Source organism: Pseudarthrobacter sp. MDT1-22 (assembly GCF_054511035.1).
This window is the reverse complement of record NZ_JBTNDK010000045.1, coordinates 1-18,401: the sequence shown is the minus strand read 5'-3', so window position 1 is coordinate 18,401 and position 18,401 is coordinate 1. Positions and strand designations below refer to the sequence as shown.

The window sequence follows — 18,401 nt, the reverse complement described above, 5'->3', positions numbered from 1 at the left end:
TGGCGCTCACCCACACCGACACTGGCGCTCACCCACGCCAATCGGGATTCCGACCACGGCGCTCACCCGCACCACCTCTGGACCCCCTGAAGGCCAATATTCAGTGATGAACGTGGTTCCTCGATTCGTGCCCGAAAGTCGTGATCCTGCCGAATCCGGATTGGTGACTCGGGTCGTGTCGCTTCTGCGGTCGGTATCGTCCGCCGCTGATAAGGCCAGCGAGTCGGAGTTGCCGCCGAAAGGCAAAAAATGGGGTGTGCACAATGTGCACACTTTGGGCCTCGGACTGAGGCGTACATCGGTCGGATCGGGCCGGATTCCGCATGTTTCCGGGGGAGTCCAGTGGTTTCGGGGGCTGGATTCCGGTTCGAGTCCCGCCTCGGGCACAGTGTTTCCTCAGGTCAGGGGCTTTTGAGTGTTATTTCGTGTGCACATTGTGCACACTCTGGACTCTGATCTGATGTTCCGGGTGTGTGGGGTCTCGGAAACGGCCTATTCGGTTGTGTGGGGAAGCGGCTGCCTACGGCGGGCCGGGTACCGCCCTGCGGGGTCTCTGCTGGGAGTTCATCCTCGTTCGTCCTTCCGTCGGGTTTTCGCGTTCACTTCTTCATGGTGGCTAGAGCCGCGTACAACATGACTTGCTGGTTATTCTTTGGATGGACCTGGGTTTGCGGCCGGTCCGGAATTTTCCGCTCTGATACCTGTTCATGCAGGACAGCGGGGGGAACGGCATGACATAGCCACTGATTCGGAGCTGATCATGAGCTTGCTGAGCCTGGCCAGTCGGCAGGCGGGGCCGGCCTCGAGGGCGAGTTGTAGGAACTGGTGGGCCCTGCTGCCATGGCCTTCCCACCATTTAGCTCGCCGCCGCAGCCATCATTTTCCCGTCATCGCCGCATCCGGCTTCTGGGTAACCGGCGTCTCTGTCCTCGCTGTATTGGCGGTGGGAGCTGGCCACGTTGCCCTCAATCAGATCCGGACGATCTCTGCCTCCGCCGGCGTCAACGCGGCGAGGGCCTCGATCCAGAAGGCCGAAGCGAAGGCGCTGCGGGCCAAGAATCGGGAAGAAGAACAGAAGGCCGTCGCCTCGCAGGTGCCCGAACACAACGAGAGACCGGCCCGCCGCATAGGCTGACCGGTCTCTTCCAGGAGCTCTAGAGCGGCTGGATGTTTTCCGCCTGGGGCCCCTTGGGACCCTGGGTGATGTCGAACTGGACCTTCTGGTTCTCGTCCAGGGACTTGTAACCGCTGGAGGCGATTGCCGAATAGTGTGCGAACACGTCAGCGCTTCCGTCGTCGGGGGCGATGAATCCGAAGCCCTTTTCGGCGTTGAACCACTTGACAGTACCTGTAGCCATGCTGATGTCCTTCACGGGTCGCTGGTCGGTTCCGCTTCTCGGATTGCCGTCCCGGCCACTCACACGGCTGAGCTTATGTGGGTGGTCCGGCCACTGGCAAGAAATTCCGTCAGCGGCGGACAGAGAGCATCCTTGGGCTTGTGCTGAGCGCGTGCTCACCGCGCGACCGGGCCGAAGGCCCCTTATGCGGGACGCCGGGACCGGTTAATGCGTTCAGGGATCTGGTCGTGGACGCCACATTGCGGCGCACGGCCCTTTCGAGCCCGGGCCACCGGAAAACTGCCCGCTGAATAGCCACCATTCCGTGTACGCGGAAAGGCTTAGCCAAGAAGGTCATTTTCCTGCTTCATGTTGTAGTCCACACCGCTGTAGCCGCCGTCAGTGACGATGAACGCTGCTTCCGGGCTTAGTAGAAAAGCGACGACCGAGGCTATGTCTCCAGGTGCTCCGTTTCGACCCAGCGGAGTCAGGCTTGCTGCTTCGTATGATTCGCTGATGATGCCGCTGTCGACCCAGCCCGGGGTCACAGCGTTGACCCGGATTCCTCTGGGCCCAAGAATGTTGGCGAGGCTCCGCGTGACGGAAAGAAGTGCCGCCTTGCTAGCTGAGTAGCCGATGCTTCTGAAGGACCCGATGTGAGCGTCCGTGCCGGCTATGGCGACGGAGGTGGATTTACCATCGGTTCCCGTCCTCGGCCGGTTTTTGTCCCGGCAGTGATCCGCACTGGGGCGGACCATTGTGCCGTCCGTGGGGATTTGGAATTGGACGTTGTCGGCGGGGCTGCGCGGGGATCATCACGGGCCTCATTGCGGCTTGGTCTCCGCGATGCACGCGGGCGACGGTCCCCACTTAAACTGCCAGAATCAGCCCTTGGCCAGCTGCAGAAGAGTCCAGTCGATACCGTGCGTCGGAACCGCCCACGAAAGCAGCACGCGGATCATGATGGGCGGAATCATCAAAACAGCCAATTCGGCTTCTTCTGCCCAGCGACGCCGGGGGGCTTCCGCATACCATTCGGCGACGGGAACAGTCCGGTTACGAATCGAATTTGGTGTCGAGAATCTCAAAGTCGTTGGATCTCCGCAAGCGACTAATTGCTGAGCAGTATTTGCATGAAGATGCCAAGCAGGATTGAGGAGGCCTAAGACGTGCCGCTAGCAATCCCGGCGTTGAGACTTGGCGTGATCCGCGCGTTCAAGCAGCCGGGACACCATGTAGCCGATGACGAGCCCCCAGAACGCCGGATGGATGTTGAAAAGGCTCAAACCGGAGATGGTCACGACGAAGGTCACCAGGGACCCCAATGTGAAGGCTGTGGCGAAGGCGGTCAAAAAGGCTTGCTGGAGGGCCCTCAGCATCGCAAGGCCGCCCAGGGCCAGGATGAATTCCGTGGGCGCGGCGAGCATGAGACGGGTGAGGGTGGGAGCCAGGAGGGCGCAGATTATGGCCAGAACGCCGTACACCACTGCAGCTGTGTACTGGCGCTGCCTGCTTCCCGAGGAGGTCATGAGGGCGTTCGTGGGGCCGGTCACGCAGGCTGAAACAGCGCCGCAGCAAGCGTTGAGCAAGGAAAACGCGCCTGAAACGATGGCGAAGACATTGATCGGCGGATTGTGGCCGGCGGCACCGAGAACGGCGACGCCCTGGCCATTCTGAACGAACAGCACGGTGAGGGCCAGGGGAACAACCAGTTCGAGCTGGGCAGCCCAGGTGAACTCAGGAAGGGTGAAGACCGGGGTGGCAAGAATCGGTCCGCTTTCCCGGAGGGCAAACTGACCACTTGCCGCCACGGCCAGGCAACCGACCACAAGGGTGCCGAGCACCGGGGGAATGAACCTGCCCAGGGCAGGCACGGCCGAGAGGACCAGGAAGACGGCCACCATCGGGACAGTCACCACGGGGTTCGCCTGGGCTGAGGCAACGACGTCGGTGCCGAATTTCAGGAACACAGCGGCCACCATGGCCATGACGATCGGCATCGGGACGGCTGCCATGATCCGGCGAACCATTCCGGTGGCACCCAGCCCGAGGATGAGAATGCCGGACGTGAAGAACGCCCCGACCACCTCCGGAAAGGACAAGTGCTGCAGGGACGGGCCCAAGAGCACTGTGCCGGGAATGGACCAGGCGAAGCCGAGGGGCTGGCGATAGAGGAGCGACATGAACAGGGTCGCCGCCCCGCCCGAGAAGAGGATGGCAAACACCCAGGACGCGAGCTGGCCTTGGGTAAGTCCGCCCGCCGTTCCAACGGCCAGCGTGACCGCTATCGGGCCGGAGCCGGCAAAGATGAGGCCGATCACCCCGTTGGATACGTAGGGCGTGCTCAGGTCACGGAGGAATTGGCGCACCCCCGCGGGGCGAACCCCCGGGCGTTCGAGCAGCGGCTGGGACTCCGGGGCCACAGCGGCTTCCGCGTGGGGCATGGCGGGCTGGATCTCGCGGGATCGCGGCATTCTGGCTCCTGGGAACGGCGGAAAAAAACACTGGCGCCCCGGAGTTGGCACTCCGGGGCGCCGTCCGTGCAAGAGCCGAGGCGCCGGCACCGATTTCGGGCGGTGGTTCCTACTTGTGCTGGCCTTCCTTGGCGAGGACGTAGTCATAGACCACTTCTTCGCCGGACTGGCCGTCCGTGCGCGGCCGCGGGTCCAGCATCAGCTCGGGCTTGACCGCCGATGCGATGTCATCGTCGTTGTGAGGATCGCCGGGGAAGTACAGCTGCTGGGTTACAGGCTGGAAGCCGGGCGCGGAGACCTTGATGTGGATGTGCGCCGGGCGCCAGGCGTGCCACCCGGCCGCGTTGATCAGCTGCCCGCAAGCTCCGTCCGTGGGAATCTGGTACGGCGCCGGGCGCATCGTGTTGATTTCGAAGCGGCCGCCGTCCTTCGCCTTGACCGTGGCGCGGAAGAGCCACTCGGGGAGGCCCGGGGCGTACTGGGAGTAGAACCCGGCGCTGTCCGCATGCCAAATTTCCACCTGGGCACCTTGGATTGCATTGCCTTCGGTATCAGTGAAGCGGCCCGTGAAGTGCAGTGGGGTGCCCTCCTCGTCCTCGCGCATCTCCACGGTGCCAGGGCTCTGGAGCACGGGGGAGCCGGGGACGTAGTAGGGTCCCTCAATGGTCCCCACGGTGCCCGGACGGTCCTGGGAGTTGACGTCCTCGACAGTGTGTTCCAGCCACACGTCCAGGAACAGCGGCCATTCCCCGTCTGTCCCTACCTTGATCAGCCAGGCCTTGAGTGCGTTGTATTCCTCGTAGGTGACCTCGTGTTCGACGACGATGTCGTTGGCGGCCTTGATGAGTGCCCCTGCCAGCAGGCTCACCCTTTCCTTCGGCACGTCCAGCTGCGCGAGCTTTCCTGAGGCGGTAAAGCGCTCGGTGGCCTTTGAACCGGCTTCGACGGCAGTGCCCTCGTCCTCTTTACGGGCGTCCGTTTGGGTGTCAGTCATGGTGTTCTCCATACTCTTCGTTGAACAGGGGAGGAAGGGTTCCTGCACCCGGTGCGAGCCGGGGTGTAATTCCGCGGTGACGTGGCTTCGCGTGATGTCTGTCTCATGATAGGCCTCGCGATAAGGACGCCACAAATATCAATTTGGCCGCTTTTTAGTCATGAAGCCTACATAATTTCACCCTTGGTCGAACCTAGGTGTTTGCCTGATGTGAGGGTGGTCACGATAGGGCAGGATTGCCTGACAACGTCCCCCGCCGGCGCCCCCGGCTGGCCCGGACCTTCCGCCAAATTTGTATAGCACCCTCCAATGAAGGAGCAGCCATGACCGAGAACCTGACCCATGTCCGTGAGGTCCTTTCCGACGCCGTGATCGACGACCGTGAGAACGGCGTCATCCGGGCCAAGCGCGAAATTTTCACCGATGAGGATATTTTCGAACTGGAGATGAAGCACATCTTCGAGGGCAACTGGGTTTATCTCGCCCATGAGTCCCAGATCCCCAATGTGGGGGACTACTTCACCACGAACATCGGCCGCACTCCCGTAGTAATCACCCGCGACAAGGACGAGAACCTGAACTGCATCGTCAACGCCTGCTCCCACCGCGGCGCGATGCTGTGCCGCCGCAAGACGGACAACCGCACCACTTTCACCTGCCCGTTCCATGGCTGGACCTTCAAGAACTCCGGTGAGTTGCTGAAGGTCAAGGACTCCCGCAACGCCGGCTACCCGGAGACTTTCAACAAAGAGGGCTCCCACGACCTCACCAAGGTTGCCCGCTTCGACTCCTACCGCGGTTTCCTCTTTGGTTCCTTGAAGGCGGACGTGCTCCCGCTCGAAGAGCACCTGGGTGACGCCACCAAGGTGATCGACTCCATCGTGGACCAGTCCCCGGAGGGACTCGAAGTGCTGCGCGGCTCATCCACCTACACATATGACGGCAACTGGAAGGTGCAGGCGGAGAACGGCGCCGACGGCTACCACGTCACCGCCGTGCACTGGAACTACGCTGCCACCACCGCCCGCCGCAGCGCAGGCGACTCCGCCAACAAGACCAAGGCCATGGACGCCGGCAAGTGGGGCAAGGTCAAGGGCGGCTTCTACTCCTACGACCACGGCCACCTGCTGCTATGGCAGGAGTGGACCAACCCCGAGGACCGCCCGCTGTGGGACCGCCGCGAGGAGCTCGTGGCGAAGTACGGCGAGGAAATGGCCAACTTCATGATCAACATCTCGCGGAACCTGTGCCTGTACCCGAATGTCTACATCATGGACCAGTTCTCCTCCCAGATCCGCCACTTCCGCCCCATCTCCGCGGACCAGACCGAGGTCACCATTTACTGCATCGCACCCAAGGGCGAATCCCAGGAGAACCGCTCCAAGCGCATCCGCCAGTACGAGGACTTCTTCAACGCGACGGGCATGGCCACCCCCGACGACCTCGAAGAGTTCCGATCCTGCAACAAGACTTACTGGGCCACCTCGGCGCCGTGGAACGACATGACGCGCGGGTCCACCCACGAGATCGCCGGCCCCGACGAGCAGGCCCGGGCGCTGGGTATGACCAAGGTCATAGCCTCCGGGGTGCGCACGGAGGACGAGGGGCTCTACCCGATCCAGCACGGGTACTGGAAGGAAGTCATGGACCGGGGCTTGGCGGAGGCGGAGCGCTCCGCTTTGGATAGCCTCCCCGTCACTGCCTGACCGCGTCCACGTCGAACCAGAGAGAGTGCATAACCCATGATCAACCTGACAAAACCTGCTCCGGCGCTCAAGACCGCCGAAGAGATCGCCACGCTCGAAACCGTCCGTGCCTTCCTGTACCGGGAGGCCCGGCTGCTGGATGAGCGCCAATTTGATGACTGGCTCCAGTGCTACCACCCGGACTCCGAGTTCTGGATGCCCGCATGGGACGTCGACGACCGGCTGACCGAGGACCCGCAAAACGAGATCTCGCTCATTTACTACGATAACCGCGGCGGCATTGAGGACCGGGTCTTCCGGATCAAGACGGACCGGTCCTCGGCCACCTCCCTCCCGGAGCCCCGCACCGGGCACAACATCACAAACATCGAGATCGTGGAGCACGACGGCGACCAGGTAAAGGTGCGCTTCAACTGGTTCACCCTGTACTTCCGCTACAACACAACGGACACGTACTTCGGGACCAGCTTCTACACGATCGATCTTGCCGGCAGGGAGCCGGTGATCATGAAGAAGAAGGTCGTCCTCAAGAATGACTACATCCACCACGTGGTTGACGTCTACATGATCTGACGGCAGCGTGCCGGTGCCGGCCCCGGCCCCGGCCTTGACCGTTTCAAAACCGTGCCCGGCGGGCACATCCACACTTTCCCGGGTCGCTACGACGCGATCCCCAGCCAGGAGGAAATCATGGGCCACAAAGTAGCCCTCAGCTTCGAGGATGGCGTCACCAAAGTCATCAAGGTCGGCGACTACGAGACCGTGATGGACGCCGCGTACAAGGCACGCATCAACATTCCGTCGGACTGTCGTGATGGTGCGTGCGGCACCTGCAAGGCGTTTTGCGATTCCGGTTCCTTCGATCCGGGTGATTACATTGACGACGCCATGACGGAGGAGGAGCTCGAAAAGGGCTACATGCTCACCTGCCAGGCAGTGCCGGAGTCCGATCTGGCCATTCAGATCCCTGCCACGTCGGAGTCGGCGAAGACCTCGGCCACCACCTTCACTTCCACCGTGAAGGAACTCAACAAGCACACGGAAACAACGGTGTCCTTCACCTTGGACGTGGAAAACCGGGATGCTCTGGCCTTCCTTCCGGGCCAGTACGTCAACGTCAAGGTCCCCGGAACCGACGCGGAGCGTTCCTATTCCTTCAGCAGCGGCCCCGAGGTGCACGATGCGTCGTTCATGGTGCGGGTGACGCCCCAAGGTGCGATGTCCGAATACCTGCGCGACAGGGCAGCGGTGGGCGACTCCATAGAATTCACGGGTCCCTACGGCTCGTTCTTCCTGCGCGAGCCCAAGCGACCCCTGCTGCTCCTGGCAGGCGGTACCGGCCTGGCCCCGCTCTTGTCCATCCTTGAGAAGCTCTCCGAGAATCCGCAGTCGGTGCCCGTCCACCTAATTTATGGTTTGACCCGCGAGGCGGACATCGTTGGCTTGGACTGGCTGCGGGAATATGAGGCGAAGCTGCCCGGATTCACGTGGGACTACATTGCTTCCGAACCGGGCACGTCTGCTCCAAACACGGGTTATGTCACCCAGATCATTGCGCCCGCGCACCTGTTCGACGGCGATGTTGACATCTATCTTTGCGGGCCGCCTCCCATGGTCAATGCCGTGTCGAAGTGGCTGGACTCCGAGGGCATCAAGCCCGCCAACTTCTATTTCGAGCGGTTTGCCCCGAAGGAGACCACCGGCGGCGACGCGGAGACAGGTGCACCGGCAGCCGTGGCGAAGATCGAGGCGGAAGGCGACACCATGAGCCGTAGCGAGGCCGTCTCGTCCCTCGAGACCGGCCGGCTGGATTTCCGCAAGGAGGACAGCTTTGCCCAGCTCGACGCGCGCATGGGCCTGGAGCTCGCAGTGAGCGAGCTGATGCTGGGCCGGCTCAGCCAGGAGCAGCTGCACCAGTTCCGCCGGCTTGCCGAGGCCACCACGCGCTTTGTCACCGGTGGCACCATCCAGGACCCGGATGAGTTCGCGCGGACCAACGAGGAGTTCCACGAATACCTCTTTATGGTCTGCGACAACCCCATGCTGCTCGAGTCCTACCGCCGGCTCGACGTCCATGCTCAGATGGCGGCGGCCTTCGAGGCGGGAACCAGCATCTTCATGCGGGTCACGCAGGACCATCTGGATATCGTTGACGCCTTCGAACGTCAGGACAAGGCGCGGGCGCGCGAGGTCATCATGGCCCATGCACACGACGCCAAGGACACCATGGCGAACGCGATCGATGCCAAGGCCGCCCACTGATGACGCAGCCATATGCTGGACAGTTCATTACTCCTGGCCGTTATGCCGGCAAGGTGGCTCTTGTGACCGGCTCCGCCCAGGGCATTGGCCAGAAGGTAGCGGAGCGGATCGGGGCCGAAGGCGGCGCCGTTGTCCTCGTGGACCGGTCCGACCTGGTCCATGAGGTGGCGCAAGGGATCGAGGAGGCGGCCCAGGGTTCCGGTTCAGGAGGCTCGGCTACCTCGGTGACCGCAGATCTTGAGACCTTCGCAGGTGCGCAGCAGGCCGTGGAGGCTGCGCTGGCCGCCCACGGCCGGGTGGACGTACTGGTCAACAATGTCGGCGGCACGATTTGGGCCCGCCCGTACGAAGAGTACGACGAGGAGAAGATCGAGAAGGAAATCCGCCGCTCACTCTTTCCCACCCTCTGGACCTGCCGGGCGGTGCTGCCGGCCATGCTGAAACAGGGCTCCGGTACCATCGTCAACGTTTCCTCGGTGGCCACCCGCGGGCTGCACCGGGTGCCCTATGCAGCGGCGAAGGGCGGAGTCAATGCCTTAACGCAGTCGTTGGCAATGGAGGTGGGCGGACGAGGCATCCGCGTGGTCGCAACCGCACCGGGGGGTACCGAGGCGCCGCCCCGCAAGGTCAAGCGGGGGCCGGAGGCCGAATCCTCCACGGAAAAGGCCTGGTACCAGGTGATCGTTGACCAAACCGTGGATTCTTCCTTTTTCAAGCGCTACGGGACCTTGGACGAACAGGCCGCGCCGATCGTATTCCTTGGATCAGATGAAGCGTCTTACCTCACCGGAACCATCCTTCCAGTTGCTGGCGGGGACCTGGGCTAAGGCCGCCATGATGAATTCCCGCCGCCAGGGCCGTACGGTCCGCTCCAGTAGGATTGCGGTCATGACGACGGGCTCCATAAGCGGTGAAATGGCGGAGGACCTTCCGCTCGTTGGCCGGCGGGAGGTCTTCGAGGAGCTGTTGGAGATTCTCCGCACTGTCCGCAAGGGACATGTGGGCGCAGTGGTGATCTCCGGGCCATCGGGCTCCGGGAAGACCGCAGTGCTCGATTTATTCCTTGAGCACTGCCGCACCGGGGTCCGTGGTGTCCGCGTACTGTCCGCCATGGGCGACGAATGGGAGGCGCAGTTTGCCCTCGCCGGTTACTCCCAGCTTATGCTCGGCGCGCCGCTTCGCTCGGCAAAGGATTACGACGGCGGCCCGCCGGTTCCCGCTGGCCCCGTCGCGGCTCTCATGCCGGCCCAGGTGGTCAATTACGCTTCGACGCTCAGCGCCCACCTTGAAGGACTGCAGTCGCACGGCACCGTAGTTGTCGCCGTCGACGACGTTCACAAACTCGACGCCGAGAGCCTGCGCATCCTCACCTTCGTCATGCGCCGGCTGCACGGAAAAAGGATTCTGTTCCTGCTCACGATCAACCCCGATGACGCAACACGTGTCCCCGTCGGTGCCCTGGACTTCCTTTCAGGTCATCAGGTCACCCGGATCCCGCTGGATCCGCTCACGCCCAAGCAGGTCCAGCATCTTGCCCGGACGAGGCTCGGCATCGACCTTAGTGCCACGGCGGCCCACGGTCTGGTCCAGCACACCGGCGGAATTGCGCAACCGGTCGTCGAGCTGCTCCAGGAGTTACCAGCGGAGACGTGGCAGACGTGGTTTCCTACCCTGCCTCCGACCTCCCGGGTGCGCGCCCGGATGCGCAGCGTCCTGGCGGCCGCGTCTCCCGGGCTGGTCTCTGTGGCAGAGGCTGCGTCCGTGCTCGGACGCAGCGCGGGTCTGGCGGAGGTTTCCCAGGTCAGCGGGCTGGAGTCGGTCATGGAGGTACTCGACGAGGGACACCGGGCAGGGCTGCTGGGGTTGACTGTTGATCAGGCCCGTTCTTCCGTTGTGTTCTTTGAACCAGGCACAGCTCAGGCCATCTACGAACAGATCGTCCCCAGCCGGCGCATCGCGCTGCACCGGCTGGCAGCTGAGGCCGTGCAGCCCGAGGGTGAACGTCTGGGCCACCGCGTCTCAGCGACTCCCGGAGCAGACGAGGGCCTTGCTGAGGAGTTGGAGGAGCACGCCCGGGGCCAGGCCCTGCTGGGGGTGTGGCAGGATGCCTCGACGGCGCTGTTCTCCGCGTCCCGGCTTTCCCAGGACATCCGTTCCCGGAACGACAGGCTGTTGAGAGCCGTGGACGCCCTGGTGGGTTCCGGCAATATAGCCCAGGCCCAAATGTGGAGCGCGGCAGTGGACGCCCTGCCGTCCTCACCGCTCCGCTCCTCAGTCCTGGGATACCTCTCTACTGTGTCGGGACAAAATGACAGCGCGCAGACGCAGCTGGAGATGGCGTGGCGCACCTGCAACCCGCAGCGTGATCCCGCGGCCGCCGCGCAGGTGGCGCAGCGCTTCGTCCTGCACGGGGTAGCGTCCTGGGACGGCCCGCTGATTACCGGCTGGGCCGAACGGGCGATGGAACTTACGCAGCCGGGAACCCCTGCGCACATTGAGTCAGAGGCAATCTACGGCTTGGGCCTGTATGCACAGGGCCGGCTTTCGGAGGCGGAGGCCTCCTATCACCGGGCCTTCGAACATGCTGCCGAGAACGCCCAGAAGCAGCGGGTCCAGATGGGTGCCGGCTGGCTGGCATTGCGCCTTGACAACGTTGAGTCAGCGTTGATTAACTTCGAGGCGGCTGCTCCCACTGAGTACCGTGGCGGCTCGATGCGGATTTCCCTGTGGGCCGAGGCCTGGCTGGCGCGTACCCACCTGGTGCTTGGCAACTGGGATGCGGCTGCTGCCACCGTGGCGCGCGCATCTGTCCGCCTCGAAACCTCGCGAATGCCGCTGATCCGGCCCCTGCTGTACTGGACAGCGGCGGAGCTTTGGTCCATGCGCGGGGACTGGGACCGGGCCCGATACTACGTTTCACAGGCAGCGGTGCAGCCGGGGACCTACCGGGCCATGCAGGTGCCGGCAAGCCTTGCCCGTGCCCGCTTCCACGAGGCTCGGGCCGACTATGAAAGCGCTTTGGCTGTGCTGCAGCCGCTGACGGAGCTGGACCCCTGGACTGAGAACCGGGTGTCCTTCTGGCCCTGGCAGGACACCTACGTCAACGCCCTTGTCATGACTGATCAGCTCGACGCCGCCGACTCGTTCCTTACCGCGTTTGAACGGGTTCCGCGAGAGCGGGAAGTGCCTTCGGATCTGGCGCGGATGGCGTGGGCGAGGGGCCGACTCGTGGCCGCGCAGGGGGACCCCGACACTGCCAGGGAGCACTTCGAGACGTCCCTGGGCCACCTCCGCGGGCTTAACCGGCCGTATTTGCGGGCGCGGGTCAGCTTTGCCTACGGCCAAAGCATGCGCCGGGCGGGCAAACGGCGCTTGGCGTCCTCGGTCCTGCGCGTGGCCCGCGACCTGTACGACTCCCTTGGGGCGGCCACGTACGTGGAACGGTGCGACCGTGAGCTCAAAGCAACAGGTCTTGACGTCGGTAACCTGCCCGATCCGGCCGATCCCGTGCTCATGGCGGCCAGCGACCACCACCTTCAGTTAACAGCACAGGAACGGGCGGTGGTCGAACTGGTAGCGGCCGGGGCTACCAACAAGGAGGCGGCGCGGGCTCTGTTCCTGGCGGAGAAGACGGTTCAGTACCACCTGACGCGGGTCTACCGGAAGATGGGAATCCGTTCCCGCAGCGAACTTGCGGCTGTGTTCCGGGCCAAGGACTGACCCGGAACACAGCTTGTTCTGAAGTAAGCAGGTGTGACTTGACCCGGCGTTTACTTGACGTCGGACGGGTGCTTGGCGAGCGGCACCACCGAGATGTCCATGAAAGGGAACAACGGCAGGTTCTGCAGGATCTCATGAAGTTCGTCGTTCGAATCGACGTCGAAGATTGAGTAGTTGGCGTACTCCCCAACCACTCGCCAGATTTCCGGCCACTTTCCCGAGTGCTGTAGCTCATGCGAGTAGGCCTTCTCCTTGGCCTTGATCTCCGCGGCTTCCGCGGCGGGGAGGTCGGCGGGCAGGTTTACGTCCATGTGGACAAGAAATTTCACGGATCTACTTTCGGAGGTTGGGATGTCATCGGTCTGAGCGGTACAGGGAGAGCTTGTCTTCATCAACGGCTGTGCCCACGCCTGGTCCCTCGGGAACACGGATGCGACCGCCGGTGATGGCCAGGGGCTCGGCCAGGAGGTCGTCGGCCATGTCCAGGTAATTCGACAGCTCCGCCGCACGCTTGGCCGTATGGGCGAAGGCAGCGCCGAAGACCACCGAGGCGGCGGTGCCGACCTGAGTGTCGATTTGGTTGCCAATATAAACGTCGATGCCCATACCCTCGGCCATCCCCACGATTTTGGCGGCCTCGGTAAAACCGGACCGTGCCGTCTTTACAGCCAGGAGGTTCGCGCCCCCGGTGAGGATTTCCCGTGCGGCCTCACCTAGATTGGCAGCAGACTCGTCCGCAGCGATGGGGATGGGGGAGTTCGCCACGAGGCGACGGCGCCCGAGGACTTCGCGGGCGTCGTCGGGTTCCTCCAGGAACTGCAGGCCCAACTCCGCCGTGCGTCGCAGCACTTCGGCGGCCTCGTTGGCGGACCACCCGCGGTTGGCGTCCATGTAAAGCTCAGCGTCCTCGCCAAGGCCATCGCGCAGTACCCGGGCGGCCTCGATGTCGAGGTGAAGGGGACGGCGCCCGGTCTTGAGCTTGAAGGTGTTGATGCCATAGGTCTCGCGGAACTCCAGCGCCAATGCCAGCAACTCCTGGGCAGGCTTAAAGCCGAGCATATGGGAGACCCGGAGCGAGTCGGAGTACCCGCCCAGCAGCTTTGTCACCGGCTGCCCGAGAGTCTTGCCAATGACGTCCCACAGGGCGATATCCACGGCCCCCTTGGCCGTCTGGTTGTGGACAGTCCGGTACAGGATTTCCTGGACCTTCTCCCGGTCAAAGATGTCGACCCCGATCAGCTGCGGGGCAAAAATATCTTCTACCACCGCGACGATGGACTTCTGCGTCTCACCATAGGTGTAGGGGCGCGGCGGTGTGTCGGCAGTGCCCACCAGCCCGTCGTCTGTGCGGAGCCTGATGATCACATGGTCTGCCTCGTGCACGGACCCGGAGGCGAAGTGCAGGGGGTGGAGATAGGGGATCGAGTAGGGGATCGCCTCAATGGCTGCGATCTTCATCAGCGGGTCAGCCTTTCATCAGTGGGAAACGGCACGGGGCCGGGGTGAGGGGGCAGGCGCCCGGGCTCTGCAGTCGCGGTATCAACGACTTCCAGGAAATTTTGCAGCAGGGTGGAGGGATGCCCGCGCATCCAGGCGACTGCGAGTTCGACCGCGGGGACGTTTTCAATCTCCCGGTAGGCCACGCCTTCGAGTTGGATGGCCCGCACGCTGGACGGCATGACGGCCACCCCGCCCCCAGCGGCCACGAAGGCCAGCATCGTGGAGGTCTCTCCCACCACCTGGGCGATGCGTGGCCGGAAGCCGGCCTGGCGGCACAGGTCCGACGTGGTGCGGTAGAGCACAGATTCGGGTGCATAGGCGATGAAATCCTGGTCCTGCAATTCGTGCATGGCCACGGTCCGGTCTACGGCCAGGGCGCTGAACGAGGGGAGCGCGACGACAAGCGGTTCCTTGGCCACAATCCGGTAGTCGATGTCCGGTGAAGCAACGGGGGGGCGCAGCAACGCGGCGTCTAGTCTACCCTCCCGCAGCCCTGCTTCCATGGAAGGAGTGAGCATTTCGCCGTGCAGCGCAAGGGACAGGCCGGGCAGGACCTGCTTGGCAAGGCGGGCGATCTGCGGCATGACGCCGTAGGTTGCCGACCCTGAGAAGCCCACCCTCAGGACGCCGGTGGCGCCCTTGCCCACTTGAGAGACATCGGCCTGAAGTGTCGCTAACTCGTTGACAATCTGCCGACCGCGATCCAGCAGGAGTTGGCCCGCCGCTGTGAGGTCCACCCTGCGGGTGGTTCGGTTGAGCAACTTCACGCCAAGCTGGTCCTCCAACTGACGAATCTGCTGCGAGAGAGGTGGCTGCGCCATGTGGAGGCGCTTGGCGGCGCGGCCAAAGTGCCGTTCCTCGGCAACCGCGATGAAATAGTTCAATTGGCGGATGTCCAAGGTGCTGCCGTCCTTCTGCCGGGACCGGCCTCAAGGATGCTGCCCTGTGCGCGGTAATTAGTTCAAATAATAACTATAATAAGCCCTACTAGGTAATCTGGCACGCGTAATACTGTCAGGGCAGCATCACGCGGGCTACCTGAGTTGCTCCGAAGGGATACTGTCCCTTGTCCGCCCTTCGACGATCTCCTCCACTTTGTGCTCGGCTTCCTCCAGCTTTCGCTGGCGGGGGACCAAAACGGTCACGACTGCGCCGACGAGGGCTACGGCCCCATAGATATAAAACGCAGTGGCCCCGCCAATGCCTGCGGCAGCCAGCCAGCCACCGATGATGGGTCCCAGTATCCCGCCGAAGCGTCCCACACTTGCGCACCATGCCACGCCAGCGGCCCGGGCATTGGTGGTGTAGTAATTCGACTGGAACCCATAAATCAGGACCTGGGTGCCCAGTGTGCCTACCCCGGCGAAGGCGATGAAGGTGAACAGCAATGGCAGCGGGAAGCTGAAGGTCATCAGCACCAGGCTGATGGTCGCCAGAACAAAGGTGGAGGCGATGACCCGCTGGGGGCCGCCCTTGTCAGCGAGGCGCGAAAGCAGCAGACCGCCCGCGACGGCACCCAGGTTCAGCGCCAGGGGGAAGAACAGGGAGTATGTGCGCCCGTAGCCGTAGCCTTCCATGATTTTCGGCAACCATGTGTTCAGGCCGTAAGTCAGGAGCAGGCCACAGAACGACATCAGGCCAAGCAAAATGGATGGCACAGCGAACTGCCGGGAGAACACTGCGGCGAAACCTGTTTTTTGCGGTGCGGCGCCCACCTGTTGAATGACCCGTTCCTCGATAAGCGGAACGCCGGTGCGATGCGAAGCGGCCTGGGCTTCCTGCTCACGGCCGCGGGCCAGCAGCCAGCGCGGAGACTCAGGGAGCTTGAACCACGCGATGGGCACGAGGAGGACGAGGGGTAGGGCGCCGATCATGAACAGCCCGCGCCAGCCGATGTCATTGAGCAGCAGGATGCCCAGGATTGATGCCAGGACGCCGCCTGCAGGGACTCCGGAATACACAATTGCGTTGTAGAACTGACGCCTTCCGGCGGGTGCGAATTCAGCCATGGTGGCGCCGGCAGTAGCGATAACCACTCCCAGGCCAAGCCCGGTAACAAACCGCAAGGCTCCAAAAGCAGTGACGCTGGTGGCAAAGGCCGTGACGAACATGCCCACCGAGAACCAGGCGATGCCCAGGAGCATCAGCCGGCGCCGGCCGAAGAAGTCGCCGACTGCGCCGCAGATCAGGGAGCCCACGAGGACTCCGATGAGTGCCCAGGATCCCAGGAGGCCGGCGGCGACTGTATCAAAAGCGCCGATCTGGCTAGGGTCCGCAAGCAGCCCCGGAAGGACAGTGCCGTAAATAACGAGGTCGTATCCGTCAAACACGAGGGCTGTGCAGATGATGAAGGCCACCCAATTGGCGGTGCGCGCCTCCTTTTTTGGATTTTCGGCTATAACGGCATGCGGTTGTGTCATGATGCCAGGTCCTCTCTGGGGGAAGTGAAGGCGGAGCAGCGCAGCGAAGGATCTTCGGGGCCGTCTTCCGATTGCTTTCAGCCTGACAGAGCTGTGATGCAAGTCATATGAGGGAAATACCCGGCTTTTCGCCCGGGGGATATTTATATGCTGCACATATCAAATGGGTGTTTTTGGGAGCAAGACCCGGGGCAGTCCCGCCCGTCTCAATCCATACGATCTGGATATGGAACAGCAGGGCAGGAACGCTGGTCGGAATACTGACGCGTGGATAGGCTGGCAAAATGATCAAGCCCGCACGCCTTCACTCAGACCTGTCCCGCCTCGGCCGGGAGTCGGACATGTTCCTGGCCACCGTTGAGTCCCTTGTCGACGACGAGATGACCGCTCCCTCGCTGTGTGAGGGGTGGACGCGAGCCGATGTCATCGCCCACGTCGCCTCCAGCGGCCGCGCTTTGGTGAAGCTCATCGACTGGGCCACGTCAGGTGAGGAGCGTCCCTTGTATGCCTCACGGGACGCCCGCTCCCAGGAGATCGCCGCCTTGGCCGCTCTCCCGAGGGAAGAGCTCGTCGGGGAATTGCGGGAGTCGGCCCGGAACTTCGCCGAGCAGGCACAGCGGCTGGGCGGGGGGCTTGCGGCCCCTGAGGTGCAGCTTAACGGCGGTGCGCTCCCTGCCACCTCCATCGTTGCGCTCCGGATTGCCGAGGTGGTGGTGCATCACCATGACCTCGACACTGCCTGGACCATCGAGGAGGCCGATCCGGATTCGCTGCTGAACGCCCTCGAAGCCGTGGTGCGTTCACTCCGGGCCAAGGGGTCGCCGGGAATGACGTTGGTGACCGAGGAACGTGACGAGTGGGTGATCGGCGACGGCGGTCTGCGGGTTGTGTCCGACCGCGAAGGCCTGCTCCAGTGGCTGGCCCGCGGGGACGCCGAACATATTGACGTGGACGGCCCGGTGCCGGTGCTGCCATCCTGGTGAGCGGACGTGCGGTGGCACAAGGCATGACTGCAGCGGTCCAGGACATGGATGCGGAAGGAAGTCGGGCGACGGCCCGGGTGTCCTTGCCCGATTCAACGTTGCCTGCGGCAGGCTGAAAGGGGTGTGCACATTGTGCACACCCTGGGCTTCGGATCGGGTCGTACTGGTGCCGGACTGGGCCGGATTCGGGATGTTTGCGGGGGAGTCCAGTGGTTTCGGGGGCTGGATTCCGGTTCGAGTCCCACCTTGGGCACGTATTCCCCCCTCGTCAGAGGGGGTTTTGCTTTTAATGTGTGTACATTAACCCTCCGCGGGTCCCTCTGATTGTGGCCGCGGTCTGTGGCTGGTGCCGCGGTGGCCTGTAAAGTTGTGTGGGTGGCGGGCTAGGGTCCTGGCTGGTGGGCCCTCCGCCTGCTGGCGTCCTGGGTTGTCGGTCCTCTTTGTGGCTTGTTCTGATGGCCCTTGTTGGCCATCACTCATTCATGGCTACGGGTTGTGTTGACGACATGACCTAGGGAAATTTCCTTCTAGCTTTTCCTCCAATAGCTGCTTCCTGTGGGCCAAGCAGAGCGCGCGCATCGCGGGTTTGTCCGGCCAAAGGGGGTGTGTAGATTGTGCACACGCCCCTGGACGGGCATCCGCTCGGCGTGCATTGCGGTCCTTTCCTGCAACTTTTCGGCTGGTATCAGTTCATGCGTCCTGGCGTTCTGGGTGACATGTCCTGAGGGAAAATCGGTGTCTGTCGCGTTGTTAGGATGGCTGGCCGCCCAGTTGGCCATCACGTGAGTCCTCCCGTTCTTTCTTTTGCTTCAACGACGTGTTCCACTTTCTGGGCGTCGTTTCCGACGTGGGCAGGCGGAGCCCTCGTTTACGCTGACCCGCTTTACGATGTCAGCTTTGGGTACATCCCGCTTCAAATGCAACTTCCTGGCGGGGCGGATACGAGGGCGCTGCATCTTTCGCAGACCGTGCGAACTGCCATACGCCAAAGCTAATGGCACGGGT

At 63.1% G+C, this 18,401-nt stretch carries 15 protein-coding genes; 7 read left to right on the top strand and 8 right to left on the bottom strand.

Annotated elements, in window-relative coordinates; genetic code table 11:
* The first annotated feature begins 760 nt into the window (after positions 1-760).
* The gene (locus tag ACX80M_RS20035; RefSeq protein WP_252598674.1) at positions 761-1,135 is read left to right on the top strand and encodes a hypothetical protein; all 375 of its coding nucleotides are present in this window, start codon (positions 761-763) and stop codon (positions 1,133-1,135) included.
* 19 nt (positions 1,136-1,154) lie between these two features.
* Here ACX80M_RS20035 and ACX80M_RS20030 read toward each other — a convergent pair whose 3' ends face one another.
* The 4 genes from ACX80M_RS20030 to catA all read right to left on the bottom strand — a co-directional run bounded on the left by ACX80M_RS20030 (position 1,155) and on the right by catA (position 4,817).
* Entirely contained in the window at positions 1,155-1,358 is a 204-nt protein-coding gene (locus ACX80M_RS20030; protein ID WP_091256599.1) for a cold-shock protein, read from the bottom strand.
* Between the two features lie 320 nt (positions 1,359-1,678).
* A complete protein-coding gene (locus ACX80M_RS20025) occupies positions 1,679-2,095 on the bottom strand; it encodes an SDR family NAD(P)-dependent oxidoreductase (RefSeq protein ID WP_252611959.1) in 417 nt (138 codons plus the stop codon).
* A 417-nt stretch (positions 2,096-2,512) separates the two neighbouring features.
* Positions 2,513-3,811 carry a benzoate/H(+) symporter BenE family transporter gene (locus ACX80M_RS20020; RefSeq protein ID WP_459310266.1) on the bottom strand — a complete coding sequence of 433 codons (1,299 nt, stop codon included), beginning with the start codon at positions 3,809-3,811 and terminating at the stop codon, positions 2,513-2,515.
* A gap of 109 nt (positions 3,812-3,920) precedes the next feature.
* Positions 3,921-4,817 (bottom strand): catechol 1,2-dioxygenase, encoded by an 897-nt coding sequence (gene catA / locus ACX80M_RS20015; RefSeq protein WP_252598677.1) that lies wholly within the window; start codon positions 4,815-4,817, stop codon positions 3,921-3,923.
* A 311-nt stretch (positions 4,818-5,128) separates the two neighbouring features.
* Between catA and benA the strand changes: the two genes are divergently transcribed.
* The 5 genes from benA to ACX80M_RS19990 all read left to right on the top strand — a co-directional run bounded on the left by benA (position 5,129) and on the right by ACX80M_RS19990 (position 12,493).
* Entirely contained in the window at positions 5,129-6,511 is a 1,383-nt protein-coding gene (gene benA, locus ACX80M_RS20010) for a benzoate 1,2-dioxygenase large subunit (protein WP_252598678.1), read from the top strand.
* Between the two features lie 36 nt (positions 6,512-6,547).
* Positions 6,548-7,084 (top strand): benzoate 1,2-dioxygenase small subunit, encoded by a 537-nt coding sequence (benB, locus tag ACX80M_RS20005; RefSeq protein ID WP_459310265.1) that lies wholly within the window; start codon positions 6,548-6,550, stop codon positions 7,082-7,084.
* A 117-nt stretch (positions 7,085-7,201) separates the two neighbouring features.
* On the top strand, positions 7,202-8,773 hold the full coding sequence (benC, locus tag ACX80M_RS20000; RefSeq protein ID WP_459310264.1) for a benzoate 1,2-dioxygenase electron transfer component BenC: 1,572 nt from the start codon (positions 7,202-7,204) through the stop codon (positions 8,771-8,773).
* Positions 8,773-9,600 (top strand): 1,6-dihydroxycyclohexa-2,4-diene-1-carboxylate dehydrogenase, encoded by an 828-nt coding sequence (locus ACX80M_RS19995; protein ID WP_252613717.1) that lies wholly within the window; start codon positions 8,773-8,775, stop codon positions 9,598-9,600. The genes benC and ACX80M_RS19995 overlap by 1 nt, the downstream gene beginning before the upstream one ends.
* A 61-nt stretch (positions 9,601-9,661) precedes the next feature.
* The gene (locus ACX80M_RS19990) at positions 9,662-12,493 is read left to right on the top strand and encodes an ATP-binding protein (protein WP_459310263.1); all 2,832 of its coding nucleotides are present in this window, start codon (positions 9,662-9,664) and stop codon (positions 12,491-12,493) included.
* Positions 12,494-12,543: 50 nt separating this feature from the next.
* Here ACX80M_RS19990 and catC read toward each other — a convergent pair whose 3' ends face one another.
* The 4 genes from catC to ACX80M_RS19970 form a co-directional block, all read right to left on the bottom strand.
* Positions 12,544-12,822 carry a muconolactone Delta-isomerase gene (gene catC, locus ACX80M_RS19985; RefSeq protein ID WP_252598683.1) on the bottom strand — a complete coding sequence of 93 codons (279 nt, stop codon included), beginning with the start codon at positions 12,820-12,822 and terminating at the stop codon, positions 12,544-12,546.
* Positions 12,823-12,847: 25 nt separating this feature from the next.
* Positions 12,848-13,951 carry a mandelate racemase/muconate lactonizing enzyme family protein gene (locus ACX80M_RS19980; protein WP_252598684.1) on the bottom strand — a complete coding sequence of 368 codons (1,104 nt, stop codon included), beginning with the start codon at positions 13,949-13,951 and terminating at the stop codon, positions 12,848-12,850.
* Complete coding sequence (locus tag ACX80M_RS19975; RefSeq protein ID WP_252611965.1) at positions 13,951-14,892, bottom strand: LysR substrate-binding domain-containing protein; 942 nt, start codon at positions 14,890-14,892, stop codon at positions 13,951-13,953. Before ACX80M_RS19975 ends, ACX80M_RS19980 begins: the two co-directional genes overlap by 1 nt.
* Before the next feature lie 135 nt (positions 14,893-15,027).
* Complete coding sequence (locus ACX80M_RS19970) at positions 15,028-16,413, bottom strand: MFS transporter (protein WP_252611966.1); 1,386 nt, start codon at positions 16,411-16,413, stop codon at positions 15,028-15,030.
* Positions 16,414-16,697: 284 nt separating this feature from the next.
* Here ACX80M_RS19970 and ACX80M_RS19965 point away from each other — a divergent pair, with 284 nt between their 5' ends.
* Positions 16,698-17,396 (top strand): maleylpyruvate isomerase family mycothiol-dependent enzyme, encoded by a 699-nt coding sequence (locus ACX80M_RS19965; RefSeq protein WP_252598687.1) that lies wholly within the window; start codon positions 16,698-16,700, stop codon positions 17,394-17,396.
* The last annotated feature ends 1,005 nt before the right edge of the window (positions 17,397-18,401 follow it).